The sequence below is a fragment of the Bradyrhizobium vignae genome (genome assembly GCF_900324035.1).
Lineage (GTDB): Bacteria > Pseudomonadota > Alphaproteobacteria > Rhizobiales > Xanthobacteraceae > Bradyrhizobium > Bradyrhizobium vignae.
The window spans coordinates 1871058-1895132 of the sequence record NZ_LS398110.1 but is presented as its reverse complement, the minus strand read 5'-3'; the positions used below and the strand labels follow the sequence as shown (position 1 = coordinate 1895132).

Sequence of the window (24075 nt, the reverse complement as noted above, 5' to 3'; positions counted from 1 at the left end):
TCGGCGTGCGTTGCGCGGCGTGCTCCTGAACAGTCGACTCAGGGTCCGAAGCTGACGACGCGCCGGAAGGCGCGACAGGTCGCCTAAGGCGCCAATAGCTGACTTAGCACCGCCTCGCCAACCTGGACGAACTCACTTCGGGGGCGACGGTAACGCTGAGGAATGGTGATCGACAATTAGCCAGCGATCACCGTCCTTGACGTAGGTGAAGCTGTAGCGTGCGGGTAAGCTTTTCGTCTCGCCGTCCCTAACCCAAGAGAAGGTGTAATAACCGGAATTGATAGCCGTGTTGCCGTAGACGCGGATTAGTTGATCGCCAAACTCAACCTTGATGCCGGGCACAGCTTTGGCCACGCCAACGAAATACTCGCGTACCGCTCCCCGGCCTGAACGTATTTTCGGTGCCGCCGTACCCCAGAGCACGGCATCATCCGAATAGAGCGATGATACTTTTTCGGGATCGGCAAGTCCCTGTCCCCACGCTGAAGTCGCGGTTGCTATCTCCGCGTTCGGTTCGGCCAATGCATTGGAAGCAAACGACAATGGCCCGATGTTCAGTGAGATCGCGGCGCCAGCCATTGCTAAAGATGATCGCATGACACTACCTCTCGTTCGAAAGAAATACCGGTTTCTTTGAAAAGGATACATCTACGTCAGTGCGCAAAATTTTAGCATCAAAGCTCCCTGCCTTCACGTCTGTTTCGGGCCACAAGCGACATTCGAAAGGATGAGGGTCTCTAGCTGATGCGGCGTTACTCGTCGAAAGCTACGCCGATCTGACCGTCCTTTCGCCAAACAATATGGCAGCGCCAAGAAGTGCCATCCGAGACTATCGCGAGCACGAGGCTGTCAGGAAACCAAAGCGGGCCTGGAGATATCGCGCACGATGCAATCAACGGCCGATGAGCCGAATACAATTTTGCCGGCCTTGAGAATGCGACGGCGCTGGGAGGACCGGTCCTGCATATCGTCAGCTACTTGACTTTACTTCTGCAATCGCTCCGCTTCACTTCTGCAATCGCTTCCGCGACGCTCTCCAGCTGCGCCGCCGTTCGGAGATAAGTGCGAGCGATGATGGTCAGTTTTTGGCGACGGGCCGCCGTTACCGCGAGTTCAGCCAGTTGTTCTGCCTCGGCAGCCTTGTCGCGGTATCGCTTTGCTTCAGCAATGCATTGATCCGATCGTTCTGCCGAAGCAAGTTCGCCGGTTATTAGGCATACACGACCCCGACCTTCTGAGGTGGTAATTGCGCTGCTAGTAAGTGAGGTCGAAAGCAAGGCTGTGATCTTCGGAGGTGTTACGCAGGCGAACCTGCCGCAGGATCTTAAAAACTCGCGCCGATCGTCTTCTGGAGAGGACATTGCGGCTCCTATGATTTTTTTTGAAATGTTTATTAGTTGATTAGAGAGTTAAGCAGTTCAAACAAGGAATGTAACTATATCCTGTGTCGTATCGGAGACCCGCCGCCGCGGGCATTGAAACCTTGACAAGGTCCGGTGCGGGTCAAAGGCTGCCCTCGGTACCTAGCATGACGTTATTCGGCTTACCTCCCCGAAGCGGCCGTCGTGGCGCTCTGAGCTAAGGTCAGTCACAGGCCAAAAGCTGACCTCCTTCAGTCCGACCGCTTAGCTAGCAACGGCCAACCCGAGCGTTTGGACGGCGTGATAGACGCAGCTGACACAACCATGAGAAATCGTTATGCTGCGTACGTTTGAACCAACCGGACGGGTGATTATCATGAAGTCCATTTTGAAGGTTGCCTTAGCACTTATTCTCTTCGGTTCACCGCTGACGGCGTTCGCACAAACACAGCCGCCGGCGACTAAGTCATCGAATGCTCCAAAGGCGAAGGCCAGAATGCATGACGGCTGTCACAGCCGAGCGGCTCAGATGTCAGGGAAACCCTGCCGTTAGGACCACGTTGGGGCCGCCGACGAGCGGCCCCTTTCCTTTCTACTGCCCGGCGAGGTGTGACCGGGAGCGACGGCCGTCTGTGGCGGCTAGCCCTGACGTGCGTCCGCTCTGCCCCGAAGAGCAGACCCAACGGGCAGTTACAGCGAAGGCAGCCTAGGACCAAAAGCAGAAGTGAACGCGATTACAGCGAGGTCAACGACCGGCGTGCCATCGAAAACAGGCCTATAGACCAGCAGACCGGGCATCCTCGAAAGGCTATCAATGATACTAGCCCCAGAGTGACGGAACCTAATACTGCAGGCCAACCTGCGTCTGTCCCGACCCACACCGCCGTCGAGAGAGCTCCAATTCCGACAAGACCTCGGACAAGGTGCTCGGTGAGTGAACTGCTAGCGAACATTTTCACTCCTCAGCGCATCATATATTCACGCACGAGCGCTCGACCGCGATGCAGTCGAGCCTTCACAGTTTCTCGGGTTAGCTCCAGCGATTGCGCTATTTCGCTAATCGTCATTTCGTCCACATCCCGCAAAATGAGCACCTGCCGGTAATGGCTCGGCAGCGACTGGATCGCGGCAGCTATATCGATGCGAAGTTCTGATTCTGGCCTCTTCGAAAGCTGCATGTCATTTTCCAAGGAAGAGACGTCATCGGGAAGACCGATATGCTGCTTTGCCAATCTCAAGCAGGTTCGATGAACTATCTGAAAAAGCCAGAGAGAAAAGGCTCCGGCACGTCGGAGACGACCAATGCGACGGTACACGATCCATAACGTTTCCTGAACCGCGTCTTCCACATCGCTTGTCGTGCGGCAGGTTCTTCGCGCGTACCGGCGTATGTCGGGCTGCGACATTTTGAGCAGCGCCAGAATGGCGTCAGCGTCCCCGCCTATTGCCGCTTCCATCATGCTCGGCGATGAAAAAGGTGTGCTCATGGTTTGGCGCGCAGCTTTCGACCTGCTACTGCGCATGCCGGGCAGTATCCGAAAACGCCTGTAAGCGCGGTCAGGACCCCGACAGCGGCGATCAGGTATCCAACGGGCATACCTTTAAGACCTAGTAGCCCACAAGCGATCATAATTGCCCCAGCCAAGAGCCGGACCCAAATTTCCCAGCCAGCCACGTTCTTCTTATACAGCATAGCAACCTCCTGCCTTTGTAGCGTCCTCTCTGACGCCCCAGAGACTTAGAGGCTTGGAAAATGAGAAACGGTTCGCGGCTCCGAAAAAATAGTCTAAGTCCGGCTGGGGTCAAAGCCGGCGGTCCCCGGGCTGAGTGAAAACGTCTGCAATGGGTCTTGGTCGTGTAAAAACGACCTTACAAGGCGGTCGGTCTAGAGGCCAAAACTGAGCCGACGTCAGGTCAGGATCGCGTCGATCAGCGGCCTGATCCCAAGGATATTTATTACTCGGGTCAGATTGTAGGCCAAAACCGATAGGGCCATCTCACCGGCTACCTTTGGAAGGGTCTTGGTCAGGAAGTGCGTCGCTCCCATGCGTGCCTTCATCGTGCCGAACGGATGCTCGACAGTCTCGCGACGAAGGCGCATAGCGAGCGGGTTCGCATCGAGCCGCTGCTGCACGGCGTCGAGCAGATCCTCGTGCTCCCATCGCGTGATCCGTCGCTCTGACCCGGGCGTGCACTGGGCCTTGATCGAACAGCTCTTACAGGCGTTGGTCCAGTAGCGCCGCAGCATCTTGGCGGCTTCTTCGTTTGTATAGCGATACGGCAATCGCTCCCCGGCCGGACAACGATAGGCGTCTTCCTCAGGCAAATAGACGAAGTCCTGCTTACCGAAGCGTCCGTCTGACTTGGCACCCGAAGTCATCGGCTTGGGCAGAGTTACCGTGATGCCAGCCTCGTGGCAGGCCAGGATCTCCGGGCTGCTGAAGTAGCCGCGATCGGCGACGGCCTCGAGCGTCTCAGTCTTCAGAACAGCCTTCGCCTGCATAGCCATATTGGCAAGTTGTGCCCGATCTGAACCGCTGTTCGTCACCTCATGCGCGATGATCAGGTGATGGTCGGTGTCGACGGCGACCTGGACATTGTAGCCGACAACGCCGGATCCACGGCCACTGGTTGCCATCGAACGGCTGTCCGGGTCGGTCAGTGAGATTTGCTGATCCGGTGAAGCGAGCATCTGCTTCTCGTAGGCGGCAAGCTTGCCCATCTCCTCCTTCAGCTTCGTCAGCTTCTCGGTAAGCCTCGTCACCTTCCCCGCAAGCGCCTCGCTCGGCTCCTGTCGGTCGGCCGTATCAAGTTGGCTCAGATAGCGCGCGACGCTCTCCTCCAACTGGGCCCGCCGCCGCTCCACCTTCGCGCGCGTGAAGTTCCTGTCCCGGTTGTTCACGGCCTTGAACTTGCTCCCGTCAATGGCGACGCTGGACGTCGTGAGAAGGCCCATCCCGCGGCAGAGCTCGACAAACTGCGCACATACCTTGCGCAGCGCCAGGCCATTGTCCTTGCGAAAGTCCGCAATCGTCTTGTGATCGGGAGCGAGCCGACCCAGCAGCCACATCACCTCGACATTGCGCCCGGCCTCCCGTTCCAGCCGCCGGCTCGACTGCACTCGGTTCAGATAGCCGTAAATGTAAAGCTTAAGGAGAACCGAGGGATGGTACGACGGCCGACCGGTCGCCGCCGGCTCCGCACCCGCAAAGCCCATCTCAGCCAAACTGAGCGCATCGACAAATACGTCGATCACGCGAACTGGGTTACTCTCGTCAATGAAGTCATCGAGGCATTCGGGCAACAGCGTCCGCTGCCCACGATCCGCCTCTCAACGAAGCGCCTCATCGATTCCCCCAAAAGAATCACAGGGAATCATAACAGCCGCTCTTCGTTTTCACACAGCCAGGGTCAAAGGCTGCCCTCGGTGGCTCCACGATGGCTTTCCGCTCAACCCTTGGAAGCGGACCGTACGGGGCCCAAATGGGGAGGTCAGCCACAGGCCAACAGCAGACATCACTTTGCGAGATTATTTCCAGCTCACCACCGATAACGCGCTATGCCCTTACCGGCGTAGCTGCGGGTGGCGTTGGAGAACTCGCCTTCGAACGTCACTGCCGCGGACCAGCCGTTCGACCATTTCGTTTCGGCTGACGCCGTGTCGAGCGCGGCACCGGCATCGCGCCGCTCAGAACGCCACCCGCAGGCCGCCGCGCGCGCTGACGACGGTGCTCGAATCCGACATGCCAATCGCCTCGGCGGCGCCGAAGAACGAGACGCCTTTGCGCGTCTGCCATTCGAGTCCGCCGCCGCCCAGGACGCCCGCCACTTTGTTCTTCCCCGGTGTGACGAAGGGCAGGTTCGCGCCGAGCAGCACCGTGTTGACCGTCGTGTCGCCAAGCCGTTGGATGCCGAGCGCGCCCACATAGACGTTGGTGAGCAGGAGATCCGGTCCGACCGGCGTCGCGCGCGTGAGCTTCAACTCGCCACGCTCCTCGACGTTCTGGATCGTGCGGCTCGCGACCGTCAGCGGTGCAGTCGCGCCGGTCTCCGTATAGCCGTCGAAAAAGCCCGCCACGTAGCGCACCTCGAAGGACGGCGTGAGGGTGTATTGCGACCACAGCGGAACATTGACCGAGTATTTCGCCTCCGGGCTCACATACGAAGTGTTGTAGCTGGCGGTCGCGACCTCGGTGCCTAGATTGCTGTTGACCGAGCGCGAGACCGTGCTGGTGCCGGCACCGCCGTGCAGTGCGACCTTAAGGATTGAGGGGGCGCCGAAGGACGTGAACGCATAGCGGCCGTAGAGACCGCCGAACCCGGTGTCGGTCCTGGTATTGCCGGCGCTCTGGTCGAGCGAGAGATAGCTCTGTCCGCCGCCCACGAAAGCCCCGAGCCGCAGGTCGGGTTGCACCAGCAGGTCGAAGCCGACAGCGCCGCCCGAGAACATCGTGGTCGAGCCCAGCAGCACGCCGTCCGCATCCTGCGTGTGCTGGCCGACGAAGCCGCGCGCCCAAACGCTGCGGCCGTCGGCGGTCACCACGGTCGGGTTCTTGAACAGAATGGCATCGCTCGCATAGGCGAGCGCCGGAATCCCCGCGAAGGTGTCGATGCGCTGGGCGGACGAGTCGTCCGGCGCGAAGGCCGAGGCGAGCGGCCCGTTTTGTGCTGCGCCGGTGCCGCCGAGCGAGCCGAGAATGCCGGAAATGCTGCGGGTGAAGTCCATCAGGCTGCGGTCGGCCACCGCAAAGGGGGTCGGGTCGAGCGCGGCGAACTGGTTTCCGCGAATGACGAATGGCGCGTCGCCGGAGCCGTTGATCGTGCCGGTGAAGTTGTTCAACGTCACCAGCCAGGAGGCGCCGCGGCCGGCGGTGAAGTTCACCACGTCCGCGCCGCCACCCATGTCGATCGCGCCGACGATGCGCGAGCCCGGCAGCAGCGTCAGCGTGTCGTCGTTGCCCGAGAACTGGAGCGCGGTCCCCCCGGTGCCGATGATGGTGCCGGAGTTGGTGACGTTGGCGGCACCTCCACCGAAAAGTGTCGAATCAATGCCGACATTGCCGGTGATAGTGCCTGAGTTGGTTACGGTGGTGGTGGCGGACCGGATGCCGTAGACGCCGCCCGAGATGGTGCCTGTATTCGTCACGTTGGCAGCCAAGATGCCACCGATGCCAACGCTATCGCCCGCGATGGTGCCGGAATTGCTCACATTGGCGGTGACGGCGCCGACACCGGCGCCCGCCGCAGCCGAGATCGTGCCGGTATTGGTCACGTTGGCGGTGGTGGCGAACACTCCGTAGGTCGAAGCCGAGATGGTGCCGGAATTGATCACGTTGGCGGTGGTGGTGGCGAAGACTCCGGAGGTCGAACCCGAGATGGTGCCTGAATTGGTCACGTTAGCGGTGGTGGCGACGGCAATACCGAAGTCCCCCGAAATGGTGCCCGAATTGGTCACATTGGCGGTGTCGGCGATGATGCCTCGAAGCGAACCCGAGATGGTGCCCGAATTCATCACGGTGGCCGTGAAGGCGGAGATGCCGTCTTGAGTATCACCGGAGATGGTGCCGGAATTGGTCACGGTAGCGATGGTGGCAGCAATACCGGTGGCCCCCGAGATGGAGCCCGAATTGGTGACGGTGACCGCAGCGGGGGCGAAAATGCCGAAGTTCGAACCCGAGATGCTGCCGGAATTGGTCACGGTAATGCTCTGCGCGCGGAGATACCGATGAGCGAGCCCGTAACGCTTGCGCCCGATACGACGTTGACCGTCAGGTGGGTTTCAAAGCCCGTGCCGTAGCCGATGATATCCGCGCTGGTTCCGGGAGCGCCGCCGCCCTGGTCGACGGTCGCGCCGGTGCAATTGGCCGCCACGTTGCTGGCGGCCGCAGGGTCGCAGGCAGCATGAGCCGCAGGAGAGAACCCGATCAACGCGAGCGCGGTTGCGCCCGCACTCAGCACCCATCGCGCGCGAGTCGATTCCCGGCTCGGGAGATGCGAGTATGCTGCTGCCGTCATGGCCAACCTTCCGTATGCGCTTAACATTGGGTCCCGACGTCGCTAGCAGGCAATTGTTTGGGCAATATTTGAGGAGCGCCAGACATCCGGGAATCCTGGCGCGCGTGAACCGATCGGGCCGGTGATGCGGCATGCTGGCAACAGTTCGGGCTGCGGCGAGCTGACCGCGCAGGGCCTCGGTTACCAGGCGTAACGAACCGCGGCCTTGCCGGCGTAGCTGCGCGTCACGTTGGAGAACTCGCCTTCGAACGTCGCGGCCGCCGACCAGCCGTTGGCCCATTTCATCTCCGCGGACGCGGCGGTGAGCGCGGAGTCACGCGCCTGCGCCGCGCCGTTAACAACGAAGCTCGCCCCCGGCAGCGACTGGAAGATCGCCCCGATGCTCCGGTCCGGACTGAAATCATGGGCCCAGGCGAGGCGGCCGCGCAGCGTGAGAATGCCGTCGGTCATCGCGAAGGACTTGTCAGTGCGCAGGCCGAGCTCGCTGCGCGGCGCAGTGACGCTCTTCGCAGCGTAGGCGAGCGCGAAGTTCGCCGTGCCCGTGACCACGCTTTCGGCATAGGCCGGCAGATCGAACGTCGTGAACTGTCCCGCCGCATAGGGCGTAATGCCGACGCCACTGAGCCACGGCGCGACGAAGCGAAAGCCGCCTTCGAGCCGGCCGGACCAGGCATTCGCCTTGAACTCCGCCCGCAGCTGATCGAGGCCGGCGACGGTCACGGTGCGATTGGTGGTGATGTCCTGCCAGCCATAGGCCAGCGCACCCGTGACATAGGTTGCGCCATTGGTGTGCCGCATGTAAGCGGCGGCCTGGAACAGATCGGAGCGTCCGCTGCCAAGATTGCTGACACTGAAATTGGTGCCGCCGCCAGCAAGCGCAAAGCCGGCGAGCGTGTTCGGCGACAACTGATAGTCGGCGCCGACGGCGGTGCCGAAAATATTGCTGGTTGCGCGGTTCGATCCGGCCAGCGCATTGCCATCGGTGGTCTGCGAGCCGCCATAGCCCGCCGCCCACACGCTCCAGCGCGGCACGAAGGGAATCGGCGGCGCCTTGCTGAACATCGCGAACGCATCCTTCGGCGTCCGCCTCGCGGCATAGGCGCTGGCGCTGCTCTCCTCCGCATATCCCGGCGCTGACGTCGCGCCATTGATGCCGTTGCCGCGACCCGTGAGCGGATCGGTCAAGAGGCCCATGAACTGGCTCATGGCGTTGAACGTGGTCTGCTGCGGGGCGCCGCCGAGTTCGCCCGAGAGCTGCGTCAGCCCGGCCGGTGTGAGGCTGCCGAATACGATCGGAATGCTGCCATTGCTGTTGAAGAAGTTGACGAGCGCATTTCCGACGTTCTGCTGGTTGCCGGACAATCCCGTGCCCGACGGCGCCACGAAGCCGATGGCGAGATCGAGATAGGCATGCGTGCCGTCATAGCTCAACGTGGTCTTGAAACCCGACGGCAGGCCGATGTTGGCCACAGTCGGGTTGAACGTGCCGCTGATGCTGCCGGCGGTCAGGATCATGTACTGCTTTTCGACATAAGATCCGCCCGCGAAACTGGCGCTCACGGTGGCGCCGCCGAGCATCGCCGTGCCGGTGACGGTCGAGTACGATGACGTCGTCGGGTTGACCTGCACGAGGTAGATCGCGCCCGATGCGAAAGCGAGGCTGCCGGCAATGGTCGTGGACGTTCCTGCCGTTCCGTCGCCGGCCGCGAAGGTGCCGCCATTGGCAATGTTCAGCGTGCCGATCGAGCCGGTGCCGAACAATGAGCCGCCCGAGACGGTGACGGCGCCGGCAATCGTGCCGGCATTGTTGAAGGTGCCGCCTGTAAGGGTGAGGCCGCCGCTCAAAGTGCCGAGGTTGGCACCCGTGCCACTGTTGGTCACCAATCCCGTCACCGTGGCGCCGGCGGAATTGGTGAACGTGCCTGACGTCGTGATCGCACCGTTCCAGGTGAGATTGTTGGTGATGGTGCCGGCGCTGGAGGCGACATTGCCGGTCCAGACGCTGTTGTTGGTGATGATGCCGGTGTTGGTCGCGACGTTGGCGAGATAAGCACCATTGTTGGTCACGGTGCCGGCATTGTTGAGATCGTCCTTCACAGTGCCGCCAACGGCGACATTGAGGCTGCCGCCTGCCGCATTGGTGATGCCGCCGACCGTCGCATCCAATTGCCCCCCGCTTGCCACGGTAATGACGCCGCTGTTGGTCAGAAGTCCCTGCAGCGTGTAGTTGCCGGCTGCGCCGATGGCGAGCGTCGCCCCGCCGGCGTTGTCGAAGGTCGAATCGCTGGTCACTGTGCCGCCGACGCTGAAGGTACCGGCGGCGTTGGCGATCGCGCCATTGATCGCGCCGCCATTCGCATTCACGGTCGCGGCATTGCTCAGGCCGCCACCCACGGATCCGCCGGTTTGCGTAAACGTACCGCCGCTGACGGTCACGCCGCCGTTGAGCGCACCGGCGTTGGTCGACGTGCCTACCGTGTTGGTCACACGACCCGACACCACACCCGTCGCAGCGTTGTCGAATGTGTTCGCGTTGCTGACTGTCGCGGTGACCGTGCCGGAGTTTTGAAATGTCGCGGCGTTGGTGACGTTCGATGTGATCGATGCTGCCGACGCCAGGACCAGCGTGCCGGCCGAGACAATGGTCGTGCCAGTGTAGGTATTGGTGCCCGTCAACGTCGTCGTGCCGCTGCCAATCTGGTTGACGCCGCCCGAACCGGAGATCGCGCCGCCAAACGTCACTGCATCGGAGCGGTTGAATGCAAGGGTCGCATTGTCGGTGACATTGCCGACGATCGACCCGGTCGTGCCGCCATTGCCGATCTGCAGCGTGCCGGTGCTGATCGTCGTACCGCCGATGTAGGTGTTCGCGCCCGTTAGCGTCAGTGTGCCCGCACCATTCTGGATGACCGAGCCGTTGCCGGTAATGATGTTGCCGAGCGTCTGGGCGATTGCTTGATCGAAAGTCAAGCTGCCGCCACCGTTGATGGCAAGGTTTCCGGTGAGCGACCAGGACGTGCCTTGCAGCGTCAGCGTGTCGCTGCCGCCGGTGAAGGTGATGGCGTCGGCCCTGCCGAAGGACACTAGTCCTTGGCCGGGCATGCCGCCGCTAATGGATCCGCTGTTGATGATCGTGAGATTGCTGCCGACGATGCCGGCGCCGCCGCGGCCGTTGACTCCGCCGTTGTTGTCGCCGCCGTCACCGCCTTGGATCGTGCCGGCGTTAGTGATGAACGAGGTGCCGAAAACGCCTACGCCGCCTTCGCCGCTACTGCCACCGGAATTGGTGCCGGTGCCGCCGGTGCCGCCCTGAATTGTGCCGAAGTTGGTGAGCGTCGTGGCGCCGGAAACGCCTGAGCCGCCCTGGTTGCCGGACCCGAAGTCGCCACCGCCGCCGGTGCCACCCCGAATTGTGCCGGAGTTGGTGACGGTCGAGGTGCCGGAAACGCCCGAGCCGCCGCGGCCACCAGCCCCGAAACCGCCGCCGCTACCACCGCCGCCGCCCTCAACTGTACCGGAGTTGGTGAGGGACAAAGCGCCGGAAACGCCGGAGCCGCCGTCGCCGCCGCCGCCGTCGGTGCCACCGCCGCCAACGCCGCCCCGAATCGTGCCGGAATTGGTGATGGACACTGCGCCGGAAACGCCCGAGCCGCCGCCACCGCCGTGGCCGCCCCCGGTGATGCTGTCGTTCTCGCCGCCGCTACCGCCGCGGCCGCCGATGATCAAGCCTGAATGAACCAGCGCGCCGGAGCCGAGGAAGGCGACAGCGTCGCCGCCGCCACCGCCGCCACCACCAGCACCACTGAAAGCACCACCGCCGCCGCCGCCGCCGACGATCGCCGACGCGGCAGAGGTCGTGATCGAGACGCCATCAAGGACAACAACGGCCGCTCCGCCGCCGCCGCCACCACCGCTGGTGTCGCTGCCGGATCCGCCGTTGCCGCCGAAGATCACAGCCGTAATGGTTTGATCGGTTGCAATTGCAGCTGGGTCACTAGCGGCCGAACCGCCTGATCCCGGCGTCGTCCCCGCAGTGCCGTCTGTTGCAGGAACGATGCCGCTACTCCCGTTGCCGCCGGCGCCGCCGCCCGGACCCGGTCCGGCTGCCCCACCTCGTCCACCCGCCCATGCGGGCGCGGTGGAAAAGCTCAGCATCACGGCAAGCGAAAGCACGGAGACCGTTTGAAGCAGACTCCAGCGCGAGAGCAGACCGTGTATCGCGGGAGATGATCTACCAAGAATTGAAGCCCAGCATTGCAACTGGACTGAACGAACGACCATACCCGCCCCTTGCACGTTTGACCGGCACGATCGCGCCGGTCAGCCGTCGCTAGCAGGCAATTGTTTGGACAATATTTGAGGATTCCAAAATTGCTCTTAATCAGGGCTGGTTGAAACAGCTCAACCGCTGATGCGGCATGCGGGCAACAGTTCAGCCCGGGGCGATCGAACCGATACTCCTGAGAACGAAGGCGGGCACCGCCTCTTCGCCGTGCAGCCTCCTCGCATGCGTGATCAGGCCACGCATGACATTAGCGCGTGCCTGCTCCGAGACGAGGTGACGCGCCGAGGTGAAGTAGAGATATTCGACCGCGCTTGCGGCGCCCACAGGACCAAGCGCGGCGAGGGCATCCGCCGCCGGCGGCGTCTGATCGGGCGCTGCGACCATCCAGCCGATCATCAGGGCGATTTCGGGCGGGCAGAGCGGACCCATGTTGCCGATATCGACGGCCGCGGCTTCCAGCGCGGCGCGATCGCCGGCAGCAAGCAGGGCGATGCACTTCAGCACCCTCATGTGCAAATGAAGTGCGGGCCCCAGCTCGGCCATCTCGATGCCGCGATCGAAGAATTTGACCGCTTCGTCGAAACGGCCGCGCGCGTAGCGCAATTGCCCCAGGATGGGCAAGGCTGCGGCAAAGTCCGCAGTGCGGGCGAAGGCTCGCTCGGCAATGTCCTCCGCGAGATCGAGATGCCCCCGGTTGATGAAGTACAACAGCTTGGCGGCCGCCACCATCAGCAGCGGGTTCGCCTCGATGGCGGGCAGGCACTCCAGCACTGTGGCGTCGATCTCGCTCTCGATGCGGTAGCGTTCTTCCAGGCTCATCCCGCCGAACGGACTGGTCAGGATGACGCGCGCGAACAGATGCAGACACCATTGCAGAGCGATGTCTGTATTGAGAGGATCCTGCGCGCGGTCCCTGCTCAGTTGCTCGCCACTTGCCAGCCACGATGGATTTGAGACCGACAGCAGGCTTGCAGCCTTGTGCAGGCGCGCTTCAAGCGGCTCGTCCACAGGTGTGCCGAGACCCCTGGAGGCGTCAATCAGAGCCTGCGACAGGTCGCCGACGACCTCATTCGCAATTCGAGTTGCCTCTGCCGTGAACGATTCGGGATCCGCTATGTCCAGATCAAGCCGCAATGCCTTCAAGATCCGCTTTGACGGCATTTCTCGCAAGGTGGCGGCGCAATCAAGCTGCCCGTCACCGCCGAGAAAGCTCATCTGAAGAAAATAGCGAAGTGTGTCGGTGGCGGCAGGGCGCCAATCGTCGGCAACCGCGATCTTTTGGTCAAGGCCGGCAGCGACAATGTCGCGAATTTGACCGACCAGGGAGGACGCTTGCTTGCTGAACGGATGCCCCTGCGGCCCGAAGGACGGCGCAATAACCAGGAACGCGTCGATCGGCAGCGCTGGAGATGGTGCAGCGATCCAAATATAGCCCTCGCCATATTGCGTGGCGATGTACTTTGGCGATCTGGCGCTGTCGCCCAGTTTTGCCCGCAGCCTGTTCACCAGGAAGTCGATGTTGCGGTCGGATATGTCGGATTCCGAAGCGACCTCATCGAGCAGACGGCCGCGGCGCATCAGGCGCTGCGGATTGCGCGTGAGGGCGAGCAGCAGCGCGCGCTCGTTTCTGGTGAACTGAATCATCTGCCCGTTGCGGCTCGCGAAGAGGCACGTTTCGTCAAGAATCAGGTCTCCGAAGCGAAGACCCAGTGCTTTGTTCACTCCTCACCCCCTGAGGCAGATCAAGCCAAGTCCAGTCAGCACAATTAGCCTCTTGAGAGACTACGTCGCAAGCTTGCAGTCGCAACACGACAAGATATGCGCCCAGGCTCTGCCGGGATGCAGCAAAGCCCGATATTCGCCGTTCGGTGGCAAGGCAAACAGTTTCGGTCCGCGCCTTATTCGATATTGGTCGCGTTAACCAGCGCATTTCGCCCGGCCCGGCCGAATGTCTCAGATGGGCCGATTCTGTCGAAAAAGTCGAGATAGGGGGCCTTCCCGAGATCCGTACGAGCTTTCCATCGACAAATGTCTGCAACGGGTCTTGGTCGTGTAAAAACGACCTTACAAGGCGGTCGGTCTAGAGGCCAAAACTGAGCCGACGTCAGGTCAGGATCGCGTCGATCAGCGGCCTGATCCCAAGGATATTTATTACTCGGGTCAGATTGTAGGCCAAAACCGATAGGGCCATCTCACCGGCTACCTTTGGAAGGGTCTTGGTCAGGAAGTGCGTCGCTCCCATGCGTGCCTTCATCGTGCCGAACGGATGCTCGACAGTCTCGCGACGAAGGCGCATAGCGAGCGGGTTCGCATCGAGCCGCTGCTGCACGGCGTCGAGCAGATCCTCGTGCTCCCATCGCGTGATCCGTCGCTCTGACCCGGGCGTGCACTGGGCCTTGATCGAACAGCTCTTACAGGCGTTGGTCCAGTAGCGCCGCAGCATCTTGGCGGCTTCTTCGTTTGTATAGCGATACGGCAATCGCTCCCCGGCCGGACAACGATAGGCGTCTTCCTCAGGCAAATAGACGAAGTCCTGCTTACCGAAGCGTCCGTCTGACTTGGCACCCGAAGTCATCGGCTTGGGCAGAGTTACCGTGATGCCAGCCTCGTGGCAGGCCAGGATCTCCGGGCTGCTGAAGTAGCCGCGATCGGCGACGGCCTCGAGCGTCTCAGTCTTCAGAACAGCCTTCGCCTGCATAGCCATATTGGCAAGTTGTGCCCGATCTGAACCGCTGTTCGTCACCTCATGCGCGATGATCAGGTGATGGTCGGTGTCGACGGCGACCTGGACATTGTAGCCGACAACGCCGGATCCACGGCCACTGGTTGCCATCGAACGGCTGTCCGGGTCGGTCAGTGAGATTTGCTGATCCGGTGAAGCGAGCATCTGCTTCTCGTAGGCGGCAAGCTTGCCCATCTCCTCCTTCAGCTTCGTCAGCTTCTCGGTAAGCCTCGTCACCTTCCCCGCAAGCGCCTCGCTCGGCTCCTGTCGGTCGGCCGTATCAAGTTGGCTCAGATAGCGCGCGACGCTCTCCTCCAACTGGGCCCGCCGCCGCTCCACCTTCGCGCGCGTGAAGTTCCTGTCCCGGTTGTTCACGGCCTTGAATGCGGATTCCGACGAAGTCGCCCAGGCGTACCGATATGAAGTCGCCCGTGGATTCCGAGACGATGTCGCCCACCTTTCCGATTTGATCTCGCCCAGCGGCGAGGCGTTCTGGCCGGCTGGTTCTCTGGCATCGGTCAAGCCGCGCGGTCAATCTGGAATCGCGACTTCAACCTTTTTTCTTCTTCTGCGGTTGCTGTGGGCATGTGGGCAACGCGATTGCGTTGTCCAAGCGCAGCGGCATGTCCACAGCGCTCAGGTCTTTCGGGCGGATTGCCGGGTTCGGCGCAGGCTCTCACCGGTGAGGTCGAGCCGATGGGCATTGTGGACGAGACGATCGAGCACGGCGTCGGCATAGGTGGGATCTCCAATGAGCAGATGCCACTGGTCCACGGGGAGCTGGCTGGTGACGATGGTGGAGCGATGACCGTAGCGATCTTCGAGGATTTCCAGGAGGTCGTGACGGGCGCCGGCATCGAGCGGCTCGAGGCCCCAATCATCGAGGATCAGCAGATCGACACGGCCAAGGCCGCGCAACAGGCGTGGGTGACGACCGTCGCCGCGGGCGAGCGCCAGATCGTCGAACAGGCGCGGGACGCGCTGATAGAGCACGGAGCGATTGTCGCGACAGGCTTTGTGGCCGAGCGCCGAGGCGAGCCAACTCTTGCCGACGCCTGCCGGGCCGCAGATCAGGAGATTGACGTGGTCGTCGATCCAACGGCCCTCCACAAGCTTGGCGAACAGCGGGCGGTCGAGACCGCGCGGGGTGCGGTAGTCGATGTCCTCGACGCATGCCTGCTGGCGCAGCTTGGCGTAGCGCAGGCGAGTGGCGAGCCGTTTGTCGTGCCGCAGCGAGGCTTCACGTTCGAGCAGCAGAGCAAGCCATTCGGCGTGACCGAGGCTGCCAGCCTCACCGGCGGCTTCGATGTCGGCGAAGGCCTTAGCCATGCCGTGGAGGCCGAGGGCGTTGAGGCGGTCGAGGGTCGGATGGGTGAGCAAGGGACGGTCTCCTAATTGTAGTAGCGCGGTCCGCGGATGTTGGCATGCAGGATCGGCGCATCGTCCGCGGAGCGCTGGTGAGCGGGACGCCGATCGAGATTGTTGGCGAGGATCGACTTGACCGAGCCATAGGTGCGCGCGCCGATGTCGATCGCCCGCGCAGCCGCCGCGTCCAGCCGTTCGCGCCCATAGGAGGCGGCGAGCCTGAGGATGCCGAGGCAGGCGCGGAAGCCTTGTTCGGGGTGCGAGCGCTCGTCGAGAATGAGGTCGCACAATGCGCTGGTTGCCGGCCCGATCGCGGCGGCGTCCTGACGGATACGCCCGATAGTCCAGCCGGCGTAGCGCCGATGGCTGGAGGCCATGTGCTCCGGCACGGTGGTGTGCTTGTGATTGCCACTCATGCGCTGATGCGCGGCAATCCGCTCGCCCTTGTGGAAGATCTCGACGGTGCGGGCGGTGAACCGCACCTCGACCTCGGCACGCGCGAAGCGATGCGGAACGCTGTAATAATGCTTCTCCACCTCGACGTGGTAGTCGAGGCTGACGCGGCGGATCCGCCACTCGGCGAGCACGTAGGGGCTCGCCGGCAACGGCTTGAGCGCCGGCCGGTCGATCTCCTCGAGCAGCCGGCGGCGCGTCACGCCGAGCCGCCGGATCGGCCGCTCCTCGTTGAGCCTGGTGAGCAACTCGCCGATCGCTGCGTTGACCTCGGCGAGGCTGTAGAAGACGCGGTGGCGCAGGCGGCCGAGCAGCCAGCGCTCGATGATGAGGACGGCCTGCTCGACCTTGGCCTTGTCGCGCGGCTTGCGAGGTCGCGCCGGCAAGACGGCCGTGCCGTAATGCGAGGCCATCTCCGCATAGGTGCGATTGATCTGCGGGTCGTAGAGGCTCGCCTTGATGACTGCGACTTTGGTGTTGTCAGGCACCAAGAGCGCCGGGACGCCGCTGATCGCCGCGAAGGCGCCAACATGGGCGCTGATCCAGTCGGCAAGCCCCTGCGTTCACGTCGCCTGCGCGTAGGTGAAGCTCGAGGCGCCGAGCACGGCGACGAAGATCTGCGCCGTCCTCCGCTCGCCGGTGAGGCGGTCGACCACCACCGGCACGCCGTCGCCCGCGTAGTCGACGAACAGCTTGTCGCCGGCCGCGTGCGCCTGGCGCATCGTCACCGACAGGCGCCCCTCCCAGGCGCGGTAAAGCTCGCAGAAGCGCGAGTACCGGTATCCGCCGGGCTCGGCGCCGATGTACTCCTCCCACAGGATCGACAGCGTCACGTGCTTGCGCTTGAGCTCGCGGTGCACCGCCGCCCAGTCGGGCTCGGCGATGCGGCGATGACCCTGCCGGTTACCGTTGCCGGTCTTGGCGAACAGGCGGGCCTCCAGGGCCGCGTCCGTGAGTTCGTCGGGCAACGGCCAGCTCAGGCCTGCGGCCTCGAACCGCCGGATGGTCAGTCGCACCGTCGAGGGCGCCGCGCCCAACCGCCGAGCAATCTCGCGGCTCGGCAGCCCAGCCGCCTTCATCCTGATCACATCGCGCACACGGCGCATCGCAAGCCTCTCCGTCGGCATCCAGGGTCCCCCTTCGCAAAGCCGAAAGGTTGACCCTATGGGAGCCAGAAGAGGTCTCGTCACCCCGGGTTCGCTCTTGCGATACCCGGGCGACATCATCCCGGAATGGTGGGCGACATCATCTCGGAACGGGTGGGCGACTTCAAATCGGAATGGTGGGCGAGATCATCTCGGATTCCTGGGCGACATCGATCGGAATCCGCACCTTGAACTTGCTCCCGTCAATGGCGACGCTGGACGTCGTGAGAAGGCCCATCCCGCGGCAGAGCTCGACAAACTGCGCACATACCTTGCGCAGCGCCAGGCCATTGTCCTTGCGAAAGTCCGCAATCGTCTTGTGATCGGGAGCGAGCCGACCCAGCAGCCACATCACCTCGACATTGCGCCCGGCCTCCCGTTCCAGCCGCCGGCTCGACTGCACTCGGTTCAGATAGCCGTAAATGTAAAGCTTAAGGAGAACCGAGGGATGGTACGACGGCCGACCGGTCGCCGCCGGCTCCGCACCCGCAAAGCCCATCTCAGCCAAACTGAGCGCATCGACAAATACGTCGATCACGCGAACTGGGTTACTCTCGTCAATGAAGTCATCGAGGCATTCGGGCAACAGCGTCCGCTGCCCACGATCCGCCTCTCAACGAAGCGCCTCATCGATTCCCCCAAAAGAATCACAGGGAATCATAACAGCCGCTCTTCGTTTTCACACAGCCAGGGTCAATCGCGTCGGTTTGATCGTCTGCCAACCACTTCCGGTCTACCCCAAACTCCAGACGTGCCACGGCATCGCAGCCAGTGAAGCGATGGGCCAGAAGCCAACATCTGAACTGGCCTTCGGCAGTCTGCGTTGGCTGACCGGGATTATCGAACTGCGTCCCCGGAAACTCAGCTCTTGGTTGCTTTTCTGGCGCAGCCGCGAGTTTATTCTCTAACGAAGATATGAGACTTTATCCTCCACTGTCCGTCGGGTTGGTGTTCAAGGAGTCTCACGGTGCTGCCGGAAATTGGCGTCGCCTTCTCATTCACCACTAACGTGGCCGTGAAATGGGAGGTGGTATAGGCGTAGTTCCCGATGGGCAACACATCGACCAGCTCCACCCTGTGATCTCTGACGCTTCTACCCCGCCCCGTAAAAAAATCACGGATTGCCAAAGGGCCGGCGACGGGCCGCGCACCAGGCGGCATCAATCTGCCGTCCGCGGTATACAATGGAAGCAGGGCATCAAAGTCTGCGTTGTTGATGGCAGCATCCCACTTGGCAGCCAACGAGGAAATATCGTCGGCAAGTGGGTCTGCTCCTGCATGGCCAACGCAAGCACAAGTAAAGATCAACAGCATGGCGTATGAACGAAGGGAATGTCGGCTCATCTTTGCCTCCTTTGGCTGATGCTTTAGCTTTTGGCCGAGGTACATGGCGCATGAGCGCACTTGCAAACGCTACCGCTGAGGGAAGCGGGCAACTAGTATAAAAAGTGGACTGGAGAGACTGTCGTCAGCCGGCTCAGAGTTGATCTGTGAGCGCAGGCGTCTCGTTGGCGTATTTGCTGTGTGGGAACCAAGTGCGCATGCTGTTCACAAGATGCTGAGGTCCGTCGATCTCGATTTTGCCGAGCTCACGCGCCCGTAGCAGTGGCATCTCGCCTATGAAAATCTGCACAAGCGTCCGAAGACTCGCGTAGACGCTGATATCGACCTCGAAGCCGGGATCATCCCAGCAGAGATCGGCATCCTCCTCCTTCACAACAAACCACCAGCGCTTCGGCCGAGCGTCTGCAATCTCGATATACAGCACGAAGTCGCATGGAATGCGCTTTAGATCGAACGATCGGCGCATATTCCACATGAGGCGGCCCGCGTGGAGTTCGTTGGGCGTGAGCTGGCTGCGCGCCCACCTGTGACCCCAATAGCCCAATGCATCGATGATTGGCCGGGCTTCTCTGGCCGCTTGGGTCGGGTGGTACTCCCAATGCCCATTGCCGTCTGACTGGCGCGAGATTAGCCCAGCTTCTTCTAGCGTTTGAAGGCGCTTAGAGAGGAGGGTCGGCGACATCTGAGGGATGCCGCGGCGAAGCTGGTTGAAGTGGCGGGATCCTAGCAACAGCTCGCGGATCACGAGCGGTGTCCACCGCTCCGTGAGAATCTCCGCAGCTTTGGCTACGGGGCAAAATGATCCATAGCCTTTCATGGCGAGAACTTTAGCATCACTAGAGCCACCAAGGTAGTCCAGTTTCTGGACTAGAAGGCGCGCCAGTATCGAGGCTCTCCTGCTGCGCGCGAGTTTCTTGGAACGGGTACAAAATGCCTCAGTTTCAGGGCCGGCTACCATCCCCGGCGCTGATCGCTTGTGGTTCCTCGTCTTGTAAAAGCAGCTGACGCCGATCAAAGCTAACCGCTCCTGCAGTTGGTCGGGTTTGGGTCAATCGCGCCATTTTCGGTCGGACCTCAGATGTCCGCTTGTCTCCCGACAGCGGCAGAATAGCAGACATCCCTCAACCGCCGCTTAGGGCCAGAAGCTGAAGTCGCCGTTATCAGATCAGTGGAATTGATAATTGAGCGTTAGCGTCACGGATTGATTGGTGACCCGCTCTTGGGCGTTCAAGACAGCAGACCCAGAGGTCGACAACGTCCCATTCTGGTTGAACACAGTGACCGTGTCGGAGATGGTGAAGCTCGTGGAACGCGCATAGGTGTAGGCAAAATCTAAGAACCAGCCGCCGGCAAAGGAATAGGTAGTACCAATTTGCGCCGCGCCACCCCACACCCAATTCTGATTAAATACGGTGATCGGCAGGCTGGTGGGGAACGTTCCTCTCAACGACTGGGTGGCAAAGGGAATCCCATTGATAAAATTGGATTCCACGCCGAACAGGGCCGGACCACCACCGGCGTATAGCGTAAAATTGCCGAATGCCCGGCCGATGGTGCCGATAAGCGAAAACTGATGCTTGAGATTGATTTCGGCTGGGCTGATCGCCAAGAACCCAGTGATAGGTCCAGAGGTTCCGGCGTTCGGTCCGCTTACCACGGTGCCGGTCCCATTTTGCGGAATGCTCACGTTCTGCTTCGAGTCGACGTTTGCGTATTTATAATTGAACTTGAGCCCAGCCAGCCAGTCGCCCCCGGCAAACGGATGCATATAGCCGAACTGAACATCGGGGGCGAAACCGGATTTGTTTCGATTGTAGTCGAAAAAGGGGCCACCCTCTTGCCCTTGGGCGGTTAGCACCCCCGCATCAAATACACTGATGAGGCCGGATATGCCCTGCAGCGATTGGTCGAAACGGGTCCAGTTATAGCTGCCGCCCACACCGATATAGAACCCGGACCAATCCCACTTAGCAGGCGGCGGCGCTGACGGAAGAGCTTTGACGGCCATATCAGCGGCAAAGACAGGGGCGCTTTTTGCTACGATTAAAACGCTCCCGCAAATAATAATGGAAATAAGTCGGTTACTCATCTGACCACCCCCAAGAGATTCTCATTGCCATTCGCGGCGATTGCAATTCGGAATCTTTCCAAGAGCCGGCGCACTCCCAGATTTCCGGCCGGTGTTGCCCCGTAGCAACGTCCGCTCAGGGTGTGCGCCGTGAAAAGGCGGCGCTTTCCAGTGGGTGCAAGTCCCACCCGGCAAACGCTCCAGCCGGAAGCAATCGGAGCAGTCATGGAGGTAACGAAGTGGCTGAAGCCTTCGATTAGCGTGTCACGAATTGGTGACAGCGCGAGTGTGCAGGCCGTAACGCGAGTGAACGCCGAGCAAGCCTCGAAAAGGACGATGCGCAGGCCGACCCGACGACCCTTTCGGGGAAGGCTGATACGGCTGGGGGATTGAGCGAAGTAGTACGCCCAGCCGCTGCGCCGGGGTAGTGGCGACAGCATGTACACAAGGAAAGCGTACGCAACACGGGAGGCCCTACGACGTGGTCAGGGATGATCAACCGGACGCCCGCGAGGGACAGGCCGGGCGCCGTGGGGATGCGGAGAGGTTCGTAATACCGCTGAAGCCGGGTAACGCCGGGGGAGGGAAGGGACCTCAGTTCAAGACGAACGCAAGACGTAGTGAGGGACCTGGGGATTGGGCAACCTATCAACTCCGAAGAGTGTTCAGAAACTGCAGACGGCGTTGCACGCGAAAGCGAAGGCAGAAGCCGGCTACCGCTTTTATGCCCTCTACGACAAGATCAGCCGGGAAGACATCTTGGCCCATGCCTATGCCCAATGCCGCTCCAACAAGGGCGCACCGGGGGTGGATGGTCAGGACTTCGCGGACATTGAAGCGTATGGGGTGCAGCGGTGGCTTGGCGAACTGGCGCTTGCGCTCAGGCAGGAGACGTATCGACCGGACCCTATCAGAAGAGTGTACATCCGGAAGGCCAATGGCAAACTCAGGCCATTGGGCATCTCAACCTTGCGCGATCGGGTCTGCATGACGGCAGCGATGCTGGTGCTGGAACCGATCTTCGAAGCCGACCTTCCACCCGAACAGTACGCGTTGTCAACGGCGCACGGAATCTCCTCAGAAGTGGCGCCGCAAAATTCCCCAGTTGGCGGGATGGCGATCAGCCGTCGACGTGATCAGCACCTCCGTCTTTTGGTGGCCGGCCCCGCCGTTTCAGGGTCGGGGGAATGGGGTTCGCGGTTGCCTGCGTTTTGTGTCGGATCGTCTCGGGGACGAGATCAGCATGTTCGCGTAGGCGATAGCTCGAGCCCTCGATTTGGATGACGACGGCGTGGTGAAGCAGGCGATCGAGCAGCGCGGTAGCGACGACGGAATCGCCGAAGATCTCTCCCCACTCGGCGAAGCCGCGGTTCGAGGTTAGGATCATAGCGCCTTTTTCATATCGGGCGTTGACGAGCTGGAAGAACAAGTTGCCGCCACCGGGAGTGACCGGGAGGTAGCCGATTTCATCGACGATGAGCAGCGCGAACCGGCAGTAGTAGCGGATCCGCTCGCGCAGAGCGCCGTCACGTTCGGCCTTGGCGAGCGAGGCGACGATATCGGCGAGGGAGCTGAAGTAGACGCTGCGCCCTGCCTTAACGGCCTCCACGCCGAGAGCGAGGCTCAAATGGGTCTTGCCGGTTCCTGGTGGCCCGGTGAGATGGACCGCCTCGGCCCGATTAATGAACTGCAATCCGGCGAGCGCCAGGACGCGGTTTTTGTCGAGCGACGGTTGGAAGGCGAAGTCGAAGCCGGCGAGCGTCTTGATGGCCGACAACTTGGCCATTTGAACCGCCATTTTGATGCGACGGTTCTCGCGCATCGTGAGTTCTTCGGTGAGCAAGGCATCGATGGCGTCGAGGGCGCTAATTTCGCCGCGTTCGAGGCCGCGCAGGGTGACATCGAGGATTTCCAGGGCGCGCGGCATCTTCAGACTGACCAGGTTGGTCTTGACGCGCTCGATGACGGAGGAAGCACTCATCATACGATCTCCTGGGCTGCCAGGCGGCGACCGACGGCCGCGTAGAAGTCAAGCGAGCGACGAACGGCGTGGTCACCGGCGCGCGTGAGGGTGACGGGTTCTGCACTGCCTGGACGGCGTCGGCCGAAGCTGGCGAGCTTGCGATGTGCCGGATCGAGCCGCTTCTGGCCCCGACCTTCGAGCGGGGCATGACTTGCCACCAGCACGCTGCCCTCGAAGATGCGGATTTCGTCGGCGAGGACGTGGACGTCGAAGACCCGCCGCCGCCTCGTATCAGGCACGCTGTAGGATTGCCGCCGACGCTCACCATGCCTTCGTGCGAGGCCCGTCGCTCCAGATGCAACACCGCCCGGTAGGGCGCGCTCGGCAAGGCTTGCAGTGCCGCCTTTTCCTCGGCGAAGGCCTCATTGACGACCCGATGGGTCGTGGCATGCACCCGCGGATTGGCGACGGTATCCAGCCAATGGCGGAGCTGGCCGTTGAGGTCGTCCAGATTGCGGAAGACCCCGCCGAGGAAGAAGTCCTCGCGGATGTAGCGGAATGGCCGCTCGACCTTGCCTTTTGTCTTGGGCCGATAAGGCCGGCAAGCGCGCGGCTGGAAGCCATAATGGCGAGCGAGATCGACCAGCGCGCGGTTGTAGACCACGAGCCCCTCGGCGTCCTGGCCAAGGACAGCGGTCTTCATGCGGTCGTAGAGGATCTCGCGCGGAGCGCCGCCGATCGCTTCCAGAGCGGCGATATGGCAGCGAAGCACTGTTTGCAGATCCTGATGGACAACGAACCGCGCCCAGATCAGTCGTGAGTAGCCGAGCACCATCGAGAACAGCCAGACGATGCGCTTGACTCCTGGCTCATCGACAAACTGGACCTCGAACCTGGCGAAGTCGACTTGCGCCTGCTCACCTGCTGGAGTTTCAAAACGCACTTGGAAGGCTGCCGGCTGGGCAGGCCGCAGCTCGCGCACGCGATCGCGTACGATGCTGTAGCCGCCGACGAAGCCGCGTTCCTTGAGCTCACGCCACAGCCGCACGGCGGTGAGCGCAGGATAGGCAGCCAGCCGCTCACGCAAATAAGCTTCGAAGTGGTCGACAATTCCGGGCCGCACCGCTCGCTTTTTGTAGACCGGCGGCTCCAATCCTTTGGCGATGTAGGCCCTGACTGTCTTTCGATCGACACCAAGTTGCCGGGCGATAGCGCTGACCGACAGACCTTGGCGATGCAAATCCAGGATCATGACAAGTTCCCCAAGTTTGAGCACCGCGCCCTCCCTTCCGCCTGCAGGAGGAACGTCGGCGATTCGAAAACTGGGGAATTTTCAAATGCCATAAGTGGGGAG

At 61.9% G+C, this 24075-nt stretch carries 13 protein-coding genes and 6 pseudogenes; all 19 read right to left on the bottom strand.

Translation table 11 applies throughout. From position 1 onward, the window contains the following. Positions 1-132 precede the first annotated feature (132 nt). A complete protein-coding gene (locus BRAD3257_RS09185) occupies positions 133-597 on the bottom strand; it encodes an SgcJ/EcaC family oxidoreductase (protein ID WP_160118788.1) in 465 nt (154 codons plus the stop codon). Positions 598-974: 377 nt separating this feature from the next. Next, positions 975-1361 (bottom strand): hypothetical protein, encoded by a 387-nt coding sequence (locus BRAD3257_RS09180; protein WP_122401581.1) that lies wholly within the window; start codon positions 1359-1361, stop codon positions 975-977. A 962-nt stretch (positions 1362-2323) separates the two neighbouring features. Further along, the gene (locus tag BRAD3257_RS09170) at positions 2324-2848 is read right to left on the bottom strand and encodes an RNA polymerase sigma factor (RefSeq protein WP_122401579.1); all 525 of its coding nucleotides are present in this window, start codon (positions 2846-2848) and stop codon (positions 2324-2326) included. Next, positions 2845-3054 carry a YgaP family membrane protein gene (locus tag BRAD3257_RS09165; protein ID WP_122401578.1) on the bottom strand — a complete coding sequence of 70 codons (210 nt, stop codon included), beginning with the start codon at positions 3052-3054 and terminating at the stop codon, positions 2845-2847. Before BRAD3257_RS09165 ends, BRAD3257_RS09170 begins: the two co-directional genes overlap by 4 nt. A 216-nt stretch (positions 3055-3270) precedes the next feature. After that, positions 3271-4709, bottom strand: a pseudogene (locus BRAD3257_RS09160) (IS1182 family transposase). Positions 4710-4901: 192 nt separating this feature from the next. After that, a pseudogene (locus BRAD3257_RS42180) lies at positions 4902-5033 on the bottom strand (autotransporter outer membrane beta-barrel domain-containing protein); the annotation flags it as partial. Between the two features lie 16 nt (positions 5034-5049). Beyond that, the gene (locus tag BRAD3257_RS09155) at positions 5050-7059 is read right to left on the bottom strand and encodes an autotransporter outer membrane beta-barrel domain-containing protein (protein WP_122401576.1); all 2010 of its coding nucleotides are present in this window, start codon (positions 7057-7059) and stop codon (positions 5050-5052) included. After that, positions 7056-7376, bottom strand: a complete 321-nt coding sequence (locus tag BRAD3257_RS09150) for a hypothetical protein (protein ID WP_145986993.1) — start codon at positions 7374-7376, stop codon at positions 7056-7058. The genes BRAD3257_RS09155 and BRAD3257_RS09150 overlap by 4 nt, the downstream gene beginning before the upstream one ends. A gap of 180 nt (positions 7377-7556) precedes the next feature. Then, positions 7557-11549, bottom strand: coding sequence for an autotransporter domain-containing protein (locus BRAD3257_RS39640; RefSeq protein ID WP_283809947.1), 3993 nt, complete (start codon positions 11547-11549; stop codon positions 7557-7559). 259 nt (positions 11550-11808) lie between these two features. After that, positions 11809-13383: a winged helix-turn-helix domain-containing protein gene (locus BRAD3257_RS09135; protein WP_122401574.1), complete on the bottom strand. Its 1575-nt coding sequence runs from the start codon at positions 13381-13383 to the stop codon at positions 11809-11811. A 382-nt stretch (positions 13384-13765) separates the two neighbouring features. Next, a pseudogene (locus BRAD3257_RS09130) lies at positions 13766-14773 on the bottom strand (IS1182 family transposase); the annotation flags it as partial. Positions 14774-15019: 246 nt separating this feature from the next. Then, on the bottom strand, positions 15020-15763 hold the full coding sequence (gene istB, locus BRAD3257_RS09125; RefSeq protein ID WP_012041725.1) for an IS21-like element helper ATPase IstB: 744 nt from the start codon (positions 15761-15763) through the stop codon (positions 15020-15022). Positions 15764-15774: 11 nt separating this feature from the next. Beyond that, a pseudogene (istA, locus tag BRAD3257_RS09120) lies at positions 15775-17307 on the bottom strand (IS21 family transposase). A gap of 226 nt (positions 17308-17533) precedes the next feature. Next, positions 17534-17976, bottom strand: a pseudogene (locus BRAD3257_RS09115) (transposase); the annotation flags it as partial. 267 nt (positions 17977-18243) lie between these two features. Further along, on the bottom strand, positions 18244-18690 hold the full coding sequence (locus BRAD3257_RS09110; RefSeq protein ID WP_160118787.1) for a YybH family protein: 447 nt from the start codon (positions 18688-18690) through the stop codon (positions 18244-18246). A gap of 133 nt (positions 18691-18823) precedes the next feature. Further along, the gene (locus tag BRAD3257_RS09105; protein WP_283809946.1) at positions 18824-19507 is read right to left on the bottom strand and encodes a winged helix-turn-helix transcriptional regulator; all 684 of its coding nucleotides are present in this window, start codon (positions 19505-19507) and stop codon (positions 18824-18826) included. A 348-nt stretch (positions 19508-19855) separates the two neighbouring features. After that, the gene (locus BRAD3257_RS09100; RefSeq protein ID WP_122401571.1) at positions 19856-20779 is read right to left on the bottom strand and encodes an outer membrane protein; all 924 of its coding nucleotides are present in this window, start codon (positions 20777-20779) and stop codon (positions 19856-19858) included. 1099 nt (positions 20780-21878) lie between these two features. Continuing rightward, positions 21879-22742: an IS21-like element helper ATPase IstB gene (gene istB / locus BRAD3257_RS09085; protein WP_430648816.1), complete on the bottom strand. Its 864-nt coding sequence runs from the start codon at positions 22740-22742 to the stop codon at positions 21879-21881. Beyond that, a pseudogene (gene istA / locus BRAD3257_RS09080) lies at positions 22739-23997 on the bottom strand (IS21 family transposase). The gene istB (BRAD3257_RS09085) and the pseudogene istA (BRAD3257_RS09080) overlap by 4 nt, the downstream one beginning before the upstream one ends. Between the last annotated feature and the right edge of the window lie 78 nt (positions 23998-24075).

Coding starts and splice junctions, on each gene's coding strand:
- BRAD3257_RS09185 (WP_160118788.1), bottom strand. CDS start 597: ATGCGATCATCTTTAGCAATGGCTGGCGCCGCGATCTCACTGAACATC.
- BRAD3257_RS09180 (WP_122401581.1), bottom strand. CDS start 1,361: ATGTCCTCTCCAGAAGACGATCGGCGCGAGTTTTTAAGATCCTGCGGC.
- BRAD3257_RS09170 (WP_122401579.1), bottom strand. CDS start 2,848: ATGAGCACACCTTTTTCATCGCCGAGCATGATGGAAGCGGCAATAGGC.
- BRAD3257_RS09165 (WP_122401578.1), bottom strand. CDS start 3,054: ATGCTGTATAAGAAGAACGTGGCTGGCTGGGAAATTTGGGTCCGGCTC.
- BRAD3257_RS09150 (WP_145986993.1), bottom strand. CDS start 7,376: ATGACGGCAGCAGCATACTCGCATCTCCCGAGCCGGGAATCGACTCGC.
- BRAD3257_RS09110 (WP_160118787.1), bottom strand. CDS start 18,690: ATGAGCCGACATTCCCTTCGTTCATACGCCATGCTGTTGATCTTTACT.
- BRAD3257_RS09105 (WP_283809946.1), bottom strand. CDS start 19,507: ATGAAAGGCTATGGATCATTTTGCCCCGTAGCCAAAGCTGCGGAGATT.
- BRAD3257_RS09100 (WP_122401571.1), bottom strand. CDS start 20,779: ATGAGTAACCGACTTATTTCCATTATTATTTGCGGGAGCGTTTTAATC.
- istB (WP_430648816.1), bottom strand. CDS start 22,742: ATGATGAGTGCTTCCTCCGTCATCGAGCGCGTCAAGACCAACCTGGTC.